The sequence below is a fragment of the Bradyrhizobium sp. SZCCHNRI3043 genome (assembly GCF_032377735.1).
Classification (GTDB): Bacteria; Pseudomonadota; Alphaproteobacteria; order Rhizobiales; family Xanthobacteraceae; genus Bradyrhizobium.
Genome location: NZ_JAUHID010000003.1, coordinates 210,921 through 225,562, shown reverse-complemented (window position 1 = coordinate 225,562; position 14,642 = coordinate 210,921). Strand labels below are relative to the sequence as shown.

The following is a 14,642-nucleotide window of genomic DNA, read 5'->3' as shown; positions in this document are numbered from 1 at the left end:
TTCAGCACCACCTTTGGAGTCGATTGATGAACGAGCGTGATCTCCGTAGCCAGATCGCTGATGTCAAAGCAGGACGCCTGTCACGGCGCGAATTTGTGCAGCGGATGATTGCCGTGGGGCTGACCGCGCCGATGGCCGGCGCGATGCTCGCCCATTCCGGCGTCGCCGTGGCGGCCCAAGCCATCGCCTACAAGCCGACCAAGGCCGGTGGCGGCGGTCCGCTCAAGCTGCTGCTCTGGCAGGCGCCGACGCTGCTCAATCCGCATTTCGCCATCGGCACCAAGGACCAGGAGGCCAGCCGCCTGTTCTACGAACCGCTGGCCGGATGGGACAAGGACGGCAATCTGGTGCCGATTCTCGCCGCGGAGATTCCGAGCAAGGAGAATGGCGGTCTTGCGGCCGACGGTTTGTCGGTGACCTGGAAGCTGAAAAAGGGCGTCAAATGGCACGACGGCAAGCCGTTCACCGCCGACGACGTCATCTTCAATTGGGAATACGCCAACAACCCCGAGACCTCGGCGGTCTCGATCGGCAGCTACAAGAACGTCAAGTCGATCGAGAAGATCGACGATCTGACCGTGAAGCTGATCTTTCCGCAGCCGACGCCGTTCTGGGCCGATGCCTTCGTCGCCTCGTTCGGCTGCATCATCCCCAAGCATCACTTTGCGGATTATATCGGCGCGAAGTCGCGCGAGGCGCCGGCGAACCTGAAGCCGGTCGGTACCGGTCCGTACATGTTCGTGGACTTCAAGCCGGGCGACACCGTCGCCGGCAAGCGCTTCCCGGACTATCACGTGCCGACGCAGCCCTATTTCGACACGGTCGAGATCAAGGGCGGCGGCGATGCCGTCTCCGCTGCGCGCGCGGTGCTGCAGACCGGTGAATACGATTACGCCTACAATCTGCAGGTCGAGGACGAGATCCTGACCAAGCTCGAGGCGGGCGGCCAGGGCAAGACCGAGCTGACGCTGACCGGCAACATCGAATATATCGGCCTCAACGTCACCGATCCCAATGTCGAGGTCGACGGCGAGCGCGCCAGCCTGAAGACCAAGCACCCGCTGTTCTCCGATCCCGAGGTGCGCAAGGCGATCAATCTGCTGATCGACCGTGCGTCGGTGCAGAAGTTCATCTATGGACGCGCCGGCGTCGCGACGCCGAACTTCCTCAACAATCCCGAACGCTTCCGTTCGAAGAACAACAGCTTCGAGTTCTCGATCGAAAAGGCCAGCCAGATCCTCGATGCGGCCGGCTGGAAGAAGGGCGCCTCCGGCATCCGCGAGAAGGACGGCAAGCCGCTCAAATTCGTATTCCAGACCTCGATCAACGGTCCGCGTCAGAAGAACCAGGCGATCATCAAGCAGGCGTTCCAGAAGGCCGGCATCGAGGTCGAGCTGAAGTCGGTGGTCGCGTCGGTGTTCTTCTCCTCGGACGTCGCGAACCCCGACACCTACTCGCATTTTTACTGCGACATGCAGATGTATCAGACCACGATGCCGCAGGCGGATCCGCAGTTCTTCATGAACCAGTTCGTGTCCACCGAGGCCGCGACCAAGGAGAACAAGTGGCAGGGCCGCAACATCTGCCGCTGGCAGAACAAGGAGTATGACGAGACCTACAAGCTGGCCCAGAGCGAGCTCGATCCGGTCAAGCGCGCCGCACTGTTCATCAAGCTCAACGATCTCGTCGTGCGCGACAACTACGTCCTGCCGGAGATCAACCGGCTCAATGCGATCGGCGTGAAAAACGGCATGGTGCTGTACAAGAGCGGCTGGGACAACGATCTGGCGTTCATCGCCACCTGGTATCGGGCGAGCTGACGCGCGGCCAGCATGACCAGCCAGACATCGTAGGGGTGGAGCGATGGGAAACTATCTTCTCAGGCGCCTCATCGTCGCTGTGCCGAGCCTGCTCGGCATCAGTCTCATTCTGTTCGTGCTGCTCGCGCTGGCACCGGGCGATCCATTCGGCGAGCTCGCGAGCAACCCGAACGTGCCGCCCGAGGTGCGCGAGGCGCTGCGCATCAAGTTCGGGATGAACGATCCCGTGCTGTTGCGCTATGTCCACTGGCTGGTCGCCATGTTCCAGGGCGATTGGGGCTTCTCCTTCGCCAGCCGCGTCAACGTCGACACGCTGATCCTGCAGCGGATACCGACCACGCTCTACGTGGTCGGCACCGCGCAGATCCTGGCGCTGGCGGTGGCGCTGCCGGTGGGCGTGCTCGCGGCGCGGCGGCCCTATTCGATCTTCGACCAGATCGCCAACACCTTCGCCTTCATCGGCTTCTCGCTGCCGACCTTCTTCACCGGCCTGTTGCTGATCCTGATCTTCAGCGTCAATCTCGGCTGGCTGCCGTTCGTCTATCGCGCCGACCTCAGCGCTACCGGCTGGCAATGGTGGTGGGAGAGCATCAAGCAGGCGATCATGCCGGTCACGGTGCTCGGCCTCTATCAGGCGGCGTCCTACACCCGCTATGTCCGCTCCGCCGTGCTCGACGTCATCAAGCTCGACTACGTCACGACCGCGCGTTCCAAGGGTCTCGACGAGAGCAAGGTGATCGTCAAGCACGTGGTGCGCAATGCGCTGATCCCGGTGGTGACGCTGGTGGCGCTGCAGATGCCGACCGTGTTCGGCGGCGCCATCGTGACCGAGCAGATCTTCCGCATTCCCGGCATTGGCTCGCTCCTGATCAGCGCGATCCTCGCCAACGACACGCCCGTCATCATGGCGGTGACCTTCGTGTTCGCCTGCCTCGTCGTCCTCTTCAACCTCATCGCAGACATTCTGTATGGCTGGCTTGACCCACGCATCTCCTTCCGTTGAGACGGCGCCGGTCGCCGCATCGCCCAAACGGCGTTTCTCGCCGGGCCGCGACGCGCTCCGCCGCTTCCTCCGTCACCGCCTCGCGGCCGCCAGCATCGTCGTGCTGCTGCTGCTCGCGCTCTCGATCCTGCTCGGCCCGTGGCTGTGGCGGATTCCGATCAACGAGATCGACTTCACGGCACGCCTCGCGCCGCCGTCCTGGGAGCATCCGTTCGGCACGGACGATCTCGGCCAGGATCTGCTGGCGCGCATGATCTATGGCGGCCGCATCTCGCTCGCGGTCGGCTTTGCCGCGATGGGCGTGGCGCTGTTCGTCGGCATTCTCGTCGGTGCGATCGCCGGCTCGGCCAAGGGACCGGTGGATGCCGCGCTGATGTGGCTGACCGATCTGTTTCTGTCGCTGCCGCAACTGCCGCTGCTGCTCCTGATCATCTATTTGTTCCGCGATTTCCTGAAGGGCTGGCTCGGCCCGGAAGGCGGCGTCTTCGTGCTCATCGTGCTCGTGATCGGCGGCTTTCGCTGGATGCATGTGGCGCGTCTGGTCCGCGCCCAGTTCCTGTCGCTGCGCGAGAAGGAATTCGTCGAGGCGGCGCGCGCGCTCGGCGCCTCCAACGCCCGTCTCGTCGTCCGCCACATCCTGCCGAACGCGCTGGGGCCGGTGATCGTCGCCGGCACCATCGACGTCGCGGCCGCGATCATCGCGGAATCGACGCTGTCGTTCCTCGGTCTTGGCTTCCCGCCGGACATTCCGACCTGGGGCCGGCTGCTGTTCGACGCCAAGGACTATCTCGACATCGCGCCGCATTGGGCGCTGTTCGCCGGCGGCGCGATCTTCCTTACCGTGATCGCGATCAACTTCATTGGCGATGGCCTGCGCGATGCGCTCGATCCGCGGAAGGTGATGTGATGGATGCCCGCGTAGCTCCGCTCCTCGAGATCAAGGGGCTGAAGACCTATTTCAACAGCGACGAGGGCGAGGTCCAGGCCGTCGACGGCGTCGACATCTCGATCGGCAGCGGCGAGACCCTGTGCGTGGTCGGCGAGTCCGGCTCCGGCAAGACCGTGACGGCCATGTCGGTGCTGAAGCTGATCGCGATGCCGCCCGGTCGCATCGCTGGCGGCCAGATCCTGTGGCGGGGCCGTGACCTGGTGCCGCTCGGCTCGTCCGAGATGAACAAGATCCGCGCCAGCGAGATCGCGATCGTGTTCCAGGAGCCGATGACCTCGCTCAACCCGGTCTACACCGTCGGCGACCAGATCGCCGAGGTGATCCGGCTGCATCAGGGCTTGTCGAAGAAGGCGGCGATGGATCGGGCGGCCGAGATGCTGGCGCTGGTGCAGATCCCCAATCCGAAAGCCCGCGTGAACGACTATCCGCATCATTTCTCTGGCGGCATGCGCCAGCGCGTGATGATTGCGATGGCGCTGTCGTGCAATCCCAAGCTCCTGATCGCCGACGAGCCGACGACCGCCCTCGACGTCACGATCCAGGCGCAGATCCTCGATCTGCTGCTCGATATGAAGGAGCGGCTCGGCATGTCGATCATGCTGATCACCCACGCGATGGGCGTGGTGGCCGAGGTCGCCCAGCGGGTCGTGGTGATGTATGCCGGCCGGGTAGCGGAGGAGGCGCCGGTCGATCGCCTGTTCGCCGATCCGCGCCATCCCTATACCCAGGGCCTGATCCGCTCGATCCCGCGTATCGATCTCGCGGCGGTCAGGAAGAGCCGGCTGGAGAGCATCCCCGGCAGCGTGCCGAAGCTGGTCAATCCGCCGGAGGGCTGCCGCTTCGCTTCCCGCTGCCGCTTCGCCATTCCCGATTGCAAGCGCGCGCAGCCGGAGCTGCGCGAGATCGAGCCCGGCCACAAGGTGGCGTGCATCCGCGCCGAAGAGACATTGCTGTGATGACCGAAGCTGCGATTGCCACGCCCGCCGCCCCCGCGCCGCTGCTCAGCGTGCGCAACCTGACCAAGGCGTTTCCGATCCGCGGTGGACTATTGAAGCGCCAGATCGGCAGCGTGCGCGCGGTCGACGGCGTCAACTTCCACATCGAGCCGAGCGAGACCTTCGGCCTCGTCGGCGAGTCCGGCTGCGGCAAGTCGACCACCGGGCGCTGCGTGCTCAGGCTGATCGAGCCGAGCTCGGGCGAGCTGAGCTTCGAGGGCAAGGACGTCATCGCGCTGTCCGGCGACAGGCTGCGCGCGTTGCGCCGCGACATCCAGATCATCTTCCAGGATCCCTACGCCTCGCTCAATCCGCGCATGACCATCGGCGCCATCATCGGCGAGGCGCTGACGATCCATGGGCTGGCGACCTCACGCCAGCAATATGAGGCGCGCATCGTTCATCTCCTGGAGACCGTCGGCCTGCAGGCCGACCACATGACGCGCTATCCGCATGAGTTCTCCGGCGGCCAGCGCCAGCGCATCGGCATTGCGCGGGCCATCGCGGTCGAGCCCAAGCTGATCATCTGCGACGAGCCGGTATCGGCGCTCGACGTGTCGATCCAGGCCCAGGTCATCAACCTGCTCGAGGATCTGCAGCAGAAGTTCGGCATCGCCTATCTGTTCGTCGCCCACGACCTCTCGGTCGTCGAGCACATCAGTCGCCGCGTCGCGGTGATGTATCTTGGCCGCATTGTCGAGACCGCGCCGTCACGCCAGCTCTATTCGACGCCGAAGCATCCCTACACCGAGGCGCTGCTGTCGGCGGTGCCGATCCCGGATCCGAGCGTCAAGCGCAAGCGCGTGCGGCTCAAGGGCGAGGTGCCGAGCCCGATCAATCCACCATCGGGCTGTCACTTTCACACCCGCTGCCCGATCGCCAAGGACGTCTGCAGCAAGGAAGTGCCGCCATTGAAGGCAAGCGCCGAGGGGCATCTCGTCGCCTGCCATTTCCGTTGAGGCAGGGGGCGGCGCGTTACGCCGCCTGACGGTTCGAGACCAGCGCCGTCAGCCGCACCGATTGCTCTGGGTTCAGTGCGAACTGGACCAACACGGTGCGGTCGCCGACGCGGGTCACGGTCCCCGGCAGATCGGACACCATGCCGGTGATGGCAAGCGTCACCGACGTGTTGATCGTCAGACGAACCGGAACGGCTTCGAGCAGGGCGCCGCCGAGCGAGAGGTTGCGCACGGTGACAGGGATCGCTTCGCCATTCACCTGCAGCGTGCCCTGGCGGTTGATGTTGAGCCGCGTCGACAGCCGGCGATCGACGTCGGCAGTCGAGGTCCGGATCACCCGCACCAGTTCGGTGCGCAGTCGCTGCACCTTGTCGGCGACAACAGTCGAGCCGTCGCGGATATCGGTCGAGCGCCGGCCGGCCTCGCTGGCCTCGCGAGAGACCTCAACGCGGCTGAGCCATGGGGCGGTCCGGACATGTGAGGAATCTAGATGCGAGCCATTTTAAGGATTCGCAGTTGATGCCCGGTTAAGTGCGGATGGCAACTAGTTGCCGTACGCGCGGGGGCGTTTCCGCAGTTGTACGGACGCCATTTTGTGAGTGTTGAGTAGTTGCGTAGTTCTGGATCAGGACATGTCAGGCCTGATCAGCTCGGGCGCAGTTTCATCCTTCAGTCGTGCGACCAGATCGGCGCGGCGGGTGAGCACCGCGCGCTGGTTGACATAGCCCTTGTCAGTGATCTCGCCGGCATCGAGCAAGGGCGGCTCGGCCATCAATAGCGCACGGGTCGCATAGCGCGACGAGCCGATCGCCTCAGTGCGAAGCTTGGCCAATCCTCGCGCGATGGCAGTGCGCACCGATGGATGCGCCAGAACGTCGCTGGCCGCGGCCGTCTCGGTCAGCCCAGCGGCGCCGCGGCACGCTGCGATGTTGGGCACGATGAGAAAGTGCACCTCGTCGGTGCCGTGGCCGGCGATCACGATATCCTGCGCCAACGGCGCCAGCGCCGCGATGCCGGCAATGCGCAGCGCGCCGACGTTCACCCATGTCCCGGAGCTGAGCTTGAAATCCTCGGTGATGCGGCCGTCGAAGAACAGGCCGCGCTCCGGATGCTCGGGATCTGCGAGCTTCACGGCGTCGCCGATCTTGTAGAAGCCCTCCTCGTCGAAAGCCGCGGCCGTGAGCTCGGGCGCCTTCCAATAGCCCGGCATCACGTTCGGCCCGCGCACGCGGACCTCGAGCTTCTCGCCGGTCGGCACCAGCTTGAGCTCGGTGCCGGGGATCGGCACGCCGATGTTGCCGGCGCGCTCGGCGAAGAAGTGGCAGTCGGTCGCGAGCGGCGATGTCTCGGTGGCGCCCCACGCCGACACCAGCGGTGCAGGACGGCCGATCGTGGCCCGGCTCATCTCGTTGAGCGCATCCCACAGATTTTGCGGCAGGGCGGCGGCCGCATAGAGGATGCACCTGACGCCGGAGAAAAATCTGCGGCGTAGATCGTCATCGGCCCTGAGTGCCGCGACCAGCATGTCGAAGCCGCGCGGCACGTTGAAATAGATCGTCGGCACCAGGCTGCGCAAATTGGCGAGCGAGGTCTCGAACAGGCCGGGCGCCGGCTTGCCGCCGTCGATGTAGATCGACCCGCCGTGGTTCAGCACCAGGTTGAAATTGTGGTTGGCGCCGAAGGTGTGACTCCATGGCAGCCAGTCGACGATGACGGGGCCGCCCTCGACCTCGCGCAGGAAGGTCCAGAGCTGCGCCTTGGCCTGCTGGCTCATGGTCAGCATCCGGTGCGTGTTGATCACCGCTTTCGGCTGCCCGGTCGAGCCGGAGGTGAACAGCAGCTTGGCCACCGTGTCCGGCGTGACCGCGGCGAAGGAGCGGTCGACCTCGGCGCCGGGCTTCGTCGCGAGCAGGGTCTGCAGCGGCACCGCGCTCGTTCCATCGCCGTCGCCGGCAATGATCGTTGCCCGATGCAGGCCGTCGACAGCCGCGAGCGCGCGCGCGAACGGCTCGCGCTGCGCGACGAAGATGGCGCCCGGATCGAGCAGACGGATCATCGCGCGCAGCTTCTCGTGATCCGTCGACATCAGCGAATAGGCCGGCGAGATCGCGCAGACGGGGATGCCGATATGCTGCGCTGCGAGCGCCAGCACGGCATGGGCGATGCTGTTGTCGGAGAGGATCGCGAGCGGACGCTCCGGACCAAGGCCCTGCGCGAGCATCCAGGCCGCGGCGGCGCGGACCTGCATCAATGTTTCGCCGTAGGTCAGCCAGGTCCAGTTGTCGCCACGGCGTTCGGCCAGGAACGTGCGATCCGGGAAATGGTGGCCCCAATGCTCCAGCCATTCGCCGGTGCAGCGCGCGGCCGGCTGCAACGGCATGCGCGAGCGCAGGATGATCGCGCCGTCGTCACGCCTGACGGCCTCGATCGACGGCTCGGCGAACATCGCAGGCCCGGATGGCCGGCGTTCTGCATCAACCATGGCGCGTCTCCGCGCTGCGGGCCGTGATTGCGGACGATGCAATGCGGGAGGGAGTGGGGAAGGAGAATGCTGCGCAACAGGCGCTGCGATCGGGTGCAATGTGCCGCCGCATTGCGGTCGCAATGCAGGCAGCCGTCGCCATGAATGACGGCATGCGTCTCCCTCCCATGTTGTGGTCGTTGACCGCGAGACTAACAGAATGGTTGTACTTTGCAATTATTGTGGATGTGACCAATTGCGGCGGCTTGCCCTTGCGACGGCATCGGTCTAGGCAGGGATGCTTCATGTCAGCGAGCCAGTATGCCCAAGAGTGCGAGCGCCGGAGCGCAGCGAGACGCAGCCAGCCAGGTTTCCGGGATCGGTCTCGGTGAGCTCGAGAGCCATCTCGGCTATTTCGTCCGCCGCCTGCAGCACTGGATCTTCCGCGACGTCAACGCCGCGCTCGCGGCCGTCGACCTCGACGTCATCCTCTATTCGATCCTGGAGACGATCGCGGCCAATCCCGGCGCCGCGCAGATCGCGATCGCGGGCGCGCTGGGCATCGAGCGCGCGCGCATGGTCGCGCTGCTCGACGACCTGCAGCAGGCCGGGCTGATCGTGCGCGAACGCTCCGAGCACGACCGAAGGGCCCATGCGCTCGGCCTGACGCCGCGTGGTCGCCTGATTCTCAAGAAGGCCAATGCACTGGTCGCCGCGCACGAGAAGCGGGTGGCACGCCGGCTCGGGGGCGACAATTATCGCCGCGCGCTCACGGCGCTGTCGCAGTTCGAGACGGACTAGGCTCGTCGCGAACGGGCCATGTCGCGAGCCTTCTGCCCCGCAAGCACGCATTGGTCATCACTCACACGGCACCCTTTACGCGGTACCGCGGTAACTCTACCTCAAACGAAGCAAAATGAAAGATGCATCCTGAGGCTGTTGCCATCCTGGATGCATTGCAGTCCTCAGCTCGCCGCTTCCAGCCGCTCTTCCGTGAGAAGCCGCATCGCGGCGTCGGCGTCCATCGGCTCGCCGAAGGCGTAGCCCTGGGCGTATTCGCAGCCGAGCTGATAGAGCTCGACGGCATCGGAGTCGGTCTCCGCGCCTTCCGCCACCACGTCCATGCCGAGGTCGTGCGCCAGCGCGATGATCGATTTGAGGATCACCGGCCGCGTGCCGCGCGCGGTGGTGCGCACGAACGACTGGTCGATCTTCAAGGTGTCGAACGGGAAGCGCTGCAGATAGGCGAGCGAGGAATGGCCGGTGCCGAAATCGTCGATCGACAGGCCGACGCCGAGCTCGCGGATGCGCGTCAGCATCTGCGCGGCGTGCTCCGGGTTCTCCATCACCAGCGATTCCGTCAGCTCGATCTTGAGCGAGCCGCGCGCGACCGAGGAGCGGGCCAGCACCGAGCGGATGTCGTGGATCAGGTCGTGGCGCAGGAGCTGGCGCGAGGAGACGTTGACGCTGGCGAAGATCGGCTCGCGCAGCCGCGTCGCGCGCTGCCACACCGAGAGCTGGCGCGCGGTCTGGTCGAGTACGAAGGTGCCGAGATCGACGATCAGGCCGATCTCCTCGGCGATGGTGATGAACTCGATCGGTGACATCCGCCCGAGCTTCGGATGATCCCAGCGCGCCAAGGCCTCGAAGCCGGCGATCGAGCGATCCTCCAGCCGCACGATCGGCTGGTACAGGATCGTGATCTCCTGGCGCTCGATCGAGCGGCGCAGCTCGCTCTCCAAGGTCAGGCGGTCGTTCTTGCGCGCCCGCATCGCCGGCTTGTAGACGTCGATGCGGTCGCCGCCGATGCGCTTGGAGTGATACATCGCAAGCTCCGCATCCTTGATGATGTCCTCCGACAGCTGCGTCTGCGGGTCGGACAGAGCAAGGCCGATCGAGGCGGTCAGGAAGATCTCGCGCTCGTTGAAGGCGATCGGCGCGCGGATGGTCTTGCGGATGGTCTCGGCAAACGCGGTGATGCGGGCGGGGTCTTGCTCGGACAGCAGGATCAGGCCGAACTGATCGCCGGCCAGCCGCGCCAGCGTGTCCTGGGGTTTGAGGATGCGCGACAGCCGCCGCGCCAGGGTCAGCAGGATGGAATCGCCGACCGCGATGCCGACGGAATCGTTGACCTGCTTGAAGCGGTCGAGATCGATCACCATTAGGGTCGGCCGCATCGCCGGCATCGACTTGGCGAAATTGGCGACGGCGGCGAGACGGTCGATGAACAGCTTGCGGTTGGGCAGGCCGGTCAGATTGTCGTGCACGGAATCGTGGAGCAGGCGCTCCTCGGCATTCTTGAACTCGGTCACGTCGGTGAGCGTGCCGACCACGCGCGAGACCTCGCCGTCCGAGCCGACCACGGGGCGCGCCTTGAGCGCGAACCACATGAAATGGCCGTCGGGCGTGCGCAGCCGGAAGTCCTGCACCAGGCGGCCGCGGCGCTGGTCGAGGACACTGTCGAGCGCGGCGCGGAAGCGGTCCTGATCGAGCGGATGCAGCACCTCGAGCCATTTCGCGGCCGGGCCCTCGAGCGTGCCACGCTTGAGGCCGAGCAGGCTTTCGGTCTCCGGGCTGGTGAACACCTTGTCGGCGGAGACGTCCCAGTCCCAGATCAGGTCGCCGGAGCCGGCCAGCGCCAGCGCGCGGCGCTCGACGTCGGAGACGATGCCGGTGGTGGCGCCGCCGCCGGCGAAGGCGTGCTGCATCACCGTGAAGCCGATCAGCATCACGATCAGCACGAGGCCGCCGAGCAGGGCCGGGCCGACGATGTCGTTGGTGACCTGGCCCGCGACCGTCATGCCGGCGGCGGCGACCCACACCGTGAGCAGGAACCAGGTCGGGATCAGCAGCACCGCGCGGTCGAAGCCGTGGCTGGAGAGATAGACGATCAGTGCGAAGCCAAGGACCGCGATCAGCAGCAGCGACATCCGTGCGATGCCCGAGGCGACCGCCGGATCGAACAGCGCCACCGCGACCAGCGAGCCCAGGAAGAACAGCCAGCCCAGCGTGATGTGCGAGTAGCGGACGTGCCAGCGCGACAGATTGAGATAGGCGAACAGGAACACCAGCAGGGTCGCCGCCAGGATCGCCTCGCCCGCGGCGCGCCAGACGCGCTCGGCATTGTTCGACATGTCCAGGACCTTGCCCCAGAAGCCGAAATCGACGCCGATATAGACCAGCACCGCCCAGGCCAGCGCCGCGGCCGCCGGGAACATGATGCTGCCCTTGACCACGAACAGGATCGTGAGCACGAGCGCGAGAAGCCCGGAGATGCCGATCACGATGCCCTGGTACAGCGTGAACGAGTTGACCTTGTCCTTGTAGGCCTCGGGCTCCCACAGATAGAGCTGCGGCAGCTTGTCGGTGCGCAGCTCGGCCACGAAGGTGACGACCGAGCCCGGATCGAGGGTGACGCGGAAGACGTCGGCGGTCGGGCTCTCCTGCCGCTCCGGCAGGTCGCCGACCGAGGGCGTGATGGTGGCGATGCGCGACAGGCCGAGATCGGGCCAGAGCACGCCGGAGCCGACCACGCGGTAGTGCGGCGCGACGATCAGGCGGTCGAGCTGGTCGTCGGTGTTGTTGGCCAGCGCGAACACGATCCAGTTCTGGCCGCCCTCGCGGGCCCGCACCTCGATGCGGCGGACGATGCCGTCGGTGCCGGGCGCGGTCGAGACCTGGATGCGGTCGTTCTCGCTGCGCTGATGATCGAGGATGCCCGTGAGGTCGATCGCAGGCGCGTCGCTGCGAACGCTGACGGCGTCAACGGCCTGAGCGGGGGCAGCGGCACCACACATCACGAGGCCCAGCGCCGCCAACGACGCGAGGCACCTGATCAGACGCAATGTCAAATCTCCGCGTTCGACACCAATCCAAAGCGAAACAAGCCAAATCGAAAGAGGTCGTCGCCGGGCTAATTGGAGCCGTTCCAGGCACGGTTCAGATGTGCGCGATCATTGGCACGAAAGCGAGGAAAATCAAAGAGTTTCCAAACACGCTCTGTTTAGACTGCACCTAGATTTCCAACACAATTTTGCCAATATGTTGGCTCGTCTCCATGCGTGCATGCGCGTTCGCTGCGTCGACGAGGGGAAAGGTCGAGTCCATCAGCGGCTTGATGCGGCCCTCGCGCAGGAACGGCATCACTTTGGCATCGATCGCCGCCACCATCGCCGCCTTATCGGCGTTGCTGCGCGGGCGCAGCGTGGATCCGGTATGGGTCAGGCGCTTGACCATCAGCTTGACGAAATTGACGGTCGCCTTCGGGCTACCCAGGAAGGCGATCTGGACGATGCGGCCATCGGTCGCCGCGGCGTCGTAGTTGCGCTCGATATAGTCGCCGCCGACCATGTCGAGAATGACGTTGGCGCCCTTGCCGCCGGTCGCCTCCTTGACCACGGCGACGAAATCCTCGGTCTTGTAGTTGATGGCGCGGTCGGCGCCGAGCTTCACGCAGGCGTCGGCCTTGTCTTGCGAGCCGACGGTGACCAGCACCTTGGCGCCGAACGCCTTGCCGAGCTGAATCGCCATGGTGCCGATGCCGGAAGAGCCGCCATGCACCAGCAGGGTCTCGCCCTGCTTGAGGCCGCCGCGCTCGAACACGTTGTGCCAGACCGTCATCAGGGTTTCGGGCAGAGCGCCGGCTTCCAGAATTGAGAGCGCGGAGGGGACCGCCATCGCCTGCGCATCTTGTGCGATGCAATATTGCGCATAGCCGCCGCCGGCGACCAGGGACATCACGGTGTCGCCGAGCTTGTGCCGGACGGCGCCCTCGCCAAGGGCCACGACCTCCCCGGCCACTTCCAGCCCCGGCAGGTCGCTGGCGCCGGGCGGCGGCGGATAGCTCCCGGAGCGCTGGGCGACGTCGGGACGGTTAACGCCGGCGGCCTTCACCTTGATCAGGATCTCGCCGGGGCCGGGCTTGGGCACGGGCCGGGTTTCCGGCTTGAGCACCTCGGGTCCGCCCGGCTGGCTGATGGCGACCACGGTCATTTGCGTGGGCAGCTGTTCCATGAGAAATCCTTCGGCGAGGGCTGAAAGCGGGTGCTGCCGCGTGCTTAAGCCAGCCGGGGCATGGCTGGCAACCGGGAGGAGGGTGAGATGGCGAACGAGGACGACGATCGGCCGCGCAAGGCCGTTTCGCACGAGATCGGGCAGGATCTGTCGATGCTGTCGGTCGAGGAGCTGACCAGCCGGGTGGCGCTGCTCCGTGCCGAGATCGAGCGCATCGAGCAGGCGGTGGCGAAAAAGCGCGCCTCGCGTGATGCCGCCGCGAGCATCTTCAAGTCGTGAACCTCGCGGCCGTAGAAACACGGTCGGCCAGTGGCCGACATGGCTAACGAAGATTGAAAAATTTTCGCCATTTACGGTTGATTAAGCTTTCGCGTTTACAACCGAAACCGTCCTCGTTTGGACACCGAGTGGCTCCTGTCCACTCTGTTTGACGCCTCCCTGTTATCAACTTCAAAGCCGCCGGAAACGGCGGCTCTTTTTTTTGCGCCCGCGCCGAGCCGGGCGAACCGGGCGGTCGTTCTTGGCGCGCTCCCCCATGCGCAGGCGGCGATCGTGGAACGAACGTCGTGTCTGCTCATTGCGCCCGTGCCGGTCTTCGGTCGCCAGCAGGTCGCGCGCGAAAATCCTGTGCGCCGCGGCAGGCGTGACGACCCTCGTTCGACGACTGCAAACTATTGCCGTGATCATGGTTGCTAGTTGAGCTGATCGTGCGACTCGGCCGCGATCGGCCGTGTTGCAGTCGCAAATGGTACGAGGGCACGGCATGGCCCACGCCGTGGAAACCATAAAAGGCGTTGCTGCTGGACTCTCGAAACCGGCCGCGCAATGATTTGTTCATCATACCGGCGTCGTTGCCGGGTTGCGTAAACAGTCGCGTTTAAGAGGCGTTAACCATGTCGGACCGTTTGCTGGGCGATGGCGCTCTGGTTCAGTTCAACGAGCGGCTCACCAATTCTGCTGCATTCGGCGCGCTGTTCCGGGAAGGCATGGATCTGGTCGAGGAGACCGCCGCCTATCTCGATGGCGACGGCCGCAACGAGGCCAAGGCGCTCGACCGCGCCGTCAGCCTGACCTACGCGACCGAGAGCATGCGTCTCACCACCCGCCTGATGCAACTGGCGTCCTGGCTGCTCCTGCACCGCGCGGTGAAGGAGGGCGAGATGACCCTGAGCCAGGCCAACCGCGAGAAGACCAAGGTCAAGCTGACCGCTGCAGATCCCGGGCCGGATGATCTGCTGGAGAAGCTGCCGCAGCAGCTGCAGAGCCTGATCTCCCGCTCGATGAGCCTGCAGGTGCGGGTCCGCCGGCTCGACTCGACCATTCATTCCCCGCCGCCGGACCAGAGCGCGATCGGCAATCCGCTGGTGCCGCATCTCAACCGGCTGAAGGCCGCGTTCGAGCAGTAGGCCCCGGCATCGGGCGGCCCCGCCGGGCCGCTCCCC

At 65.5% G+C, this 14,642-nt stretch carries 12 protein-coding genes; 8 read left to right on the top strand and 4 right to left on the bottom strand.

From position 1 onward, the window contains the following. Positions 1 to 26: 26 nt before the first annotated feature. Genes QX124_RS09815 through QX124_RS09795 form a run of 5 tightly spaced genes read left to right on the top strand, consistent with a single transcriptional unit; the run spans position 27 to position 5,726 of the window. On the top strand, positions 27 to 1,820 hold the full coding sequence (locus QX124_RS09815) for a peptide ABC transporter substrate-binding protein (protein WP_315772575.1): 1,794 nt from the start codon (positions 27 to 29) through the stop codon (positions 1,818 to 1,820). A gap of 43 nt (positions 1,821 to 1,863) precedes the next feature. After that, positions 1,864 to 2,823 carry an ABC transporter permease gene (locus tag QX124_RS09810; protein WP_315783606.1) on the top strand — a complete coding sequence of 320 codons (960 nt, stop codon included), beginning with the start codon at positions 1,864 to 1,866 and terminating at the stop codon, positions 2,821 to 2,823. Beyond that, the gene (locus tag QX124_RS09805) at positions 2,789 to 3,730 is read left to right on the top strand and encodes an ABC transporter permease (protein WP_315734470.1); all 942 of its coding nucleotides are present in this window, start codon (positions 2,789 to 2,791) and stop codon (positions 3,728 to 3,730) included. Before QX124_RS09810 ends, QX124_RS09805 begins: the two co-directional genes overlap by 35 nt. Further along, positions 3,730 to 4,728: an ABC transporter ATP-binding protein gene (locus QX124_RS09800; RefSeq protein WP_315797038.1), complete on the top strand. Its 999-nt coding sequence runs from the start codon at positions 3,730 to 3,732 to the stop codon at positions 4,726 to 4,728. Before QX124_RS09805 ends, QX124_RS09800 begins: the two co-directional genes overlap by 1 nt. Further along, positions 4,728 to 5,726 carry a dipeptide ABC transporter ATP-binding protein gene (locus QX124_RS09795; RefSeq protein ID WP_315753319.1) on the top strand — a complete coding sequence of 333 codons (999 nt, stop codon included), beginning with the start codon at positions 4,728 to 4,730 and terminating at the stop codon, positions 5,724 to 5,726. The genes QX124_RS09800 and QX124_RS09795 overlap by 1 nt, the downstream gene beginning before the upstream one ends. Before the next feature lie 16 nt (positions 5,727 to 5,742). Here QX124_RS09795 and QX124_RS09790 read toward each other — a convergent pair whose 3' ends face one another. Both QX124_RS09790 and QX124_RS09785 read right to left on the bottom strand, forming a co-directional pair. Further along, positions 5,743 to 6,093, bottom strand: a complete 351-nt coding sequence (locus QX124_RS09790) for a PilZ domain-containing protein (RefSeq protein WP_315797037.1) — start codon at positions 6,091 to 6,093, stop codon at positions 5,743 to 5,745. A 258-nt stretch (positions 6,094 to 6,351) separates the two neighbouring features. Next, on the bottom strand, positions 6,352 to 8,208 hold the full coding sequence (locus QX124_RS09785; RefSeq protein WP_315797036.1) for a feruloyl-CoA synthase: 1,857 nt from the start codon (positions 8,206 to 8,208) through the stop codon (positions 6,352 to 6,354). 300 nt (positions 8,209 to 8,508) lie between these two features. On the opposite strand from QX124_RS09785, the gene QX124_RS09780 reads away from it, so the two are divergent. Further along, complete coding sequence (locus tag QX124_RS09780) at positions 8,509 to 8,988, top strand: MarR family winged helix-turn-helix transcriptional regulator (protein ID WP_315797035.1); 480 nt, start codon at positions 8,509 to 8,511, stop codon at positions 8,986 to 8,988. Between the two features lie 164 nt (positions 8,989 to 9,152). Here the strand turns inward: QX124_RS09780 and QX124_RS09775 are convergent, their stop codons facing one another. After that, positions 9,153 to 12,032, bottom strand: coding sequence for an EAL domain-containing protein (locus QX124_RS09775; protein WP_315734456.1), 2,880 nt, complete (start codon positions 12,030 to 12,032; stop codon positions 9,153 to 9,155). Positions 12,033 to 12,201: 169 nt separating this feature from the next. Further along, a complete protein-coding gene (locus tag QX124_RS09770; RefSeq protein ID WP_315797034.1) occupies positions 12,202 to 13,200 on the bottom strand; it encodes an NAD(P)H-quinone oxidoreductase in 999 nt (332 codons plus the stop codon). An 87-nt stretch (positions 13,201 to 13,287) separates the two neighbouring features. Between QX124_RS09770 and QX124_RS09765 the strand changes: the two genes are divergently transcribed. Continuing rightward, positions 13,288 to 13,479 carry a DUF1192 domain-containing protein gene (locus tag QX124_RS09765; RefSeq protein WP_315713892.1) on the top strand — a complete coding sequence of 64 codons (192 nt, stop codon included), beginning with the start codon at positions 13,288 to 13,290 and terminating at the stop codon, positions 13,477 to 13,479. 614 nt (positions 13,480 to 14,093) lie between these two features. Continuing rightward, on the top strand, positions 14,094 to 14,606 hold the full coding sequence (locus tag QX124_RS09760) for a DUF1465 family protein (RefSeq protein ID WP_315713893.1): 513 nt from the start codon (positions 14,094 to 14,096) through the stop codon (positions 14,604 to 14,606). The last annotated feature ends 36 nt before the right edge of the window (positions 14,607 to 14,642 follow it).

Bases quoted from the DNA above. Each gene is read 5' to 3' on its own strand.
- QX124_RS09815 (WP_315772575.1), top strand. From the start codon at position 27: ATGAACGAGCGTGATCTCCGTAGCCAGATCGCTGATGTCAAAGCAGGA.
- QX124_RS09810 (WP_315783606.1), top strand. From the start codon at position 1,864: ATGGGAAACTATCTTCTCAGGCGCCTCATCGTCGCTGTGCCGAGCCTG.
- QX124_RS09805 (WP_315734470.1), top strand. From the start codon at position 2,789: ATGGCTGGCTTGACCCACGCATCTCCTTCCGTTGAGACGGCGCCGGTC.
- QX124_RS09800 (WP_315797038.1), top strand. From the start codon at position 3,730: ATGGATGCCCGCGTAGCTCCGCTCCTCGAGATCAAGGGGCTGAAGACC.
- QX124_RS09795 (WP_315753319.1), top strand. From the start codon at position 4,728: ATGACCGAAGCTGCGATTGCCACGCCCGCCGCCCCCGCGCCGCTGCTC.
- QX124_RS09785 (WP_315797036.1), bottom strand. From the start codon at position 8,208: ATGGTTGATGCAGAACGCCGGCCATCCGGGCCTGCGATGTTCGCCGAG.
- QX124_RS09780 (WP_315797035.1), top strand. From the start codon at position 8,509: ATGCCCAAGAGTGCGAGCGCCGGAGCGCAGCGAGACGCAGCCAGCCAG.
- QX124_RS09770 (WP_315797034.1), bottom strand. From the start codon at position 13,200: ATGGAACAGCTGCCCACGCAAATGACCGTGGTCGCCATCAGCCAGCCG.
- QX124_RS09765 (WP_315713892.1), top strand. From the start codon at position 13,288: ATGGCGAACGAGGACGACGATCGGCCGCGCAAGGCCGTTTCGCACGAG.
- QX124_RS09760 (WP_315713893.1), top strand. From the start codon at position 14,094: ATGTCGGACCGTTTGCTGGGCGATGGCGCTCTGGTTCAGTTCAACGAG.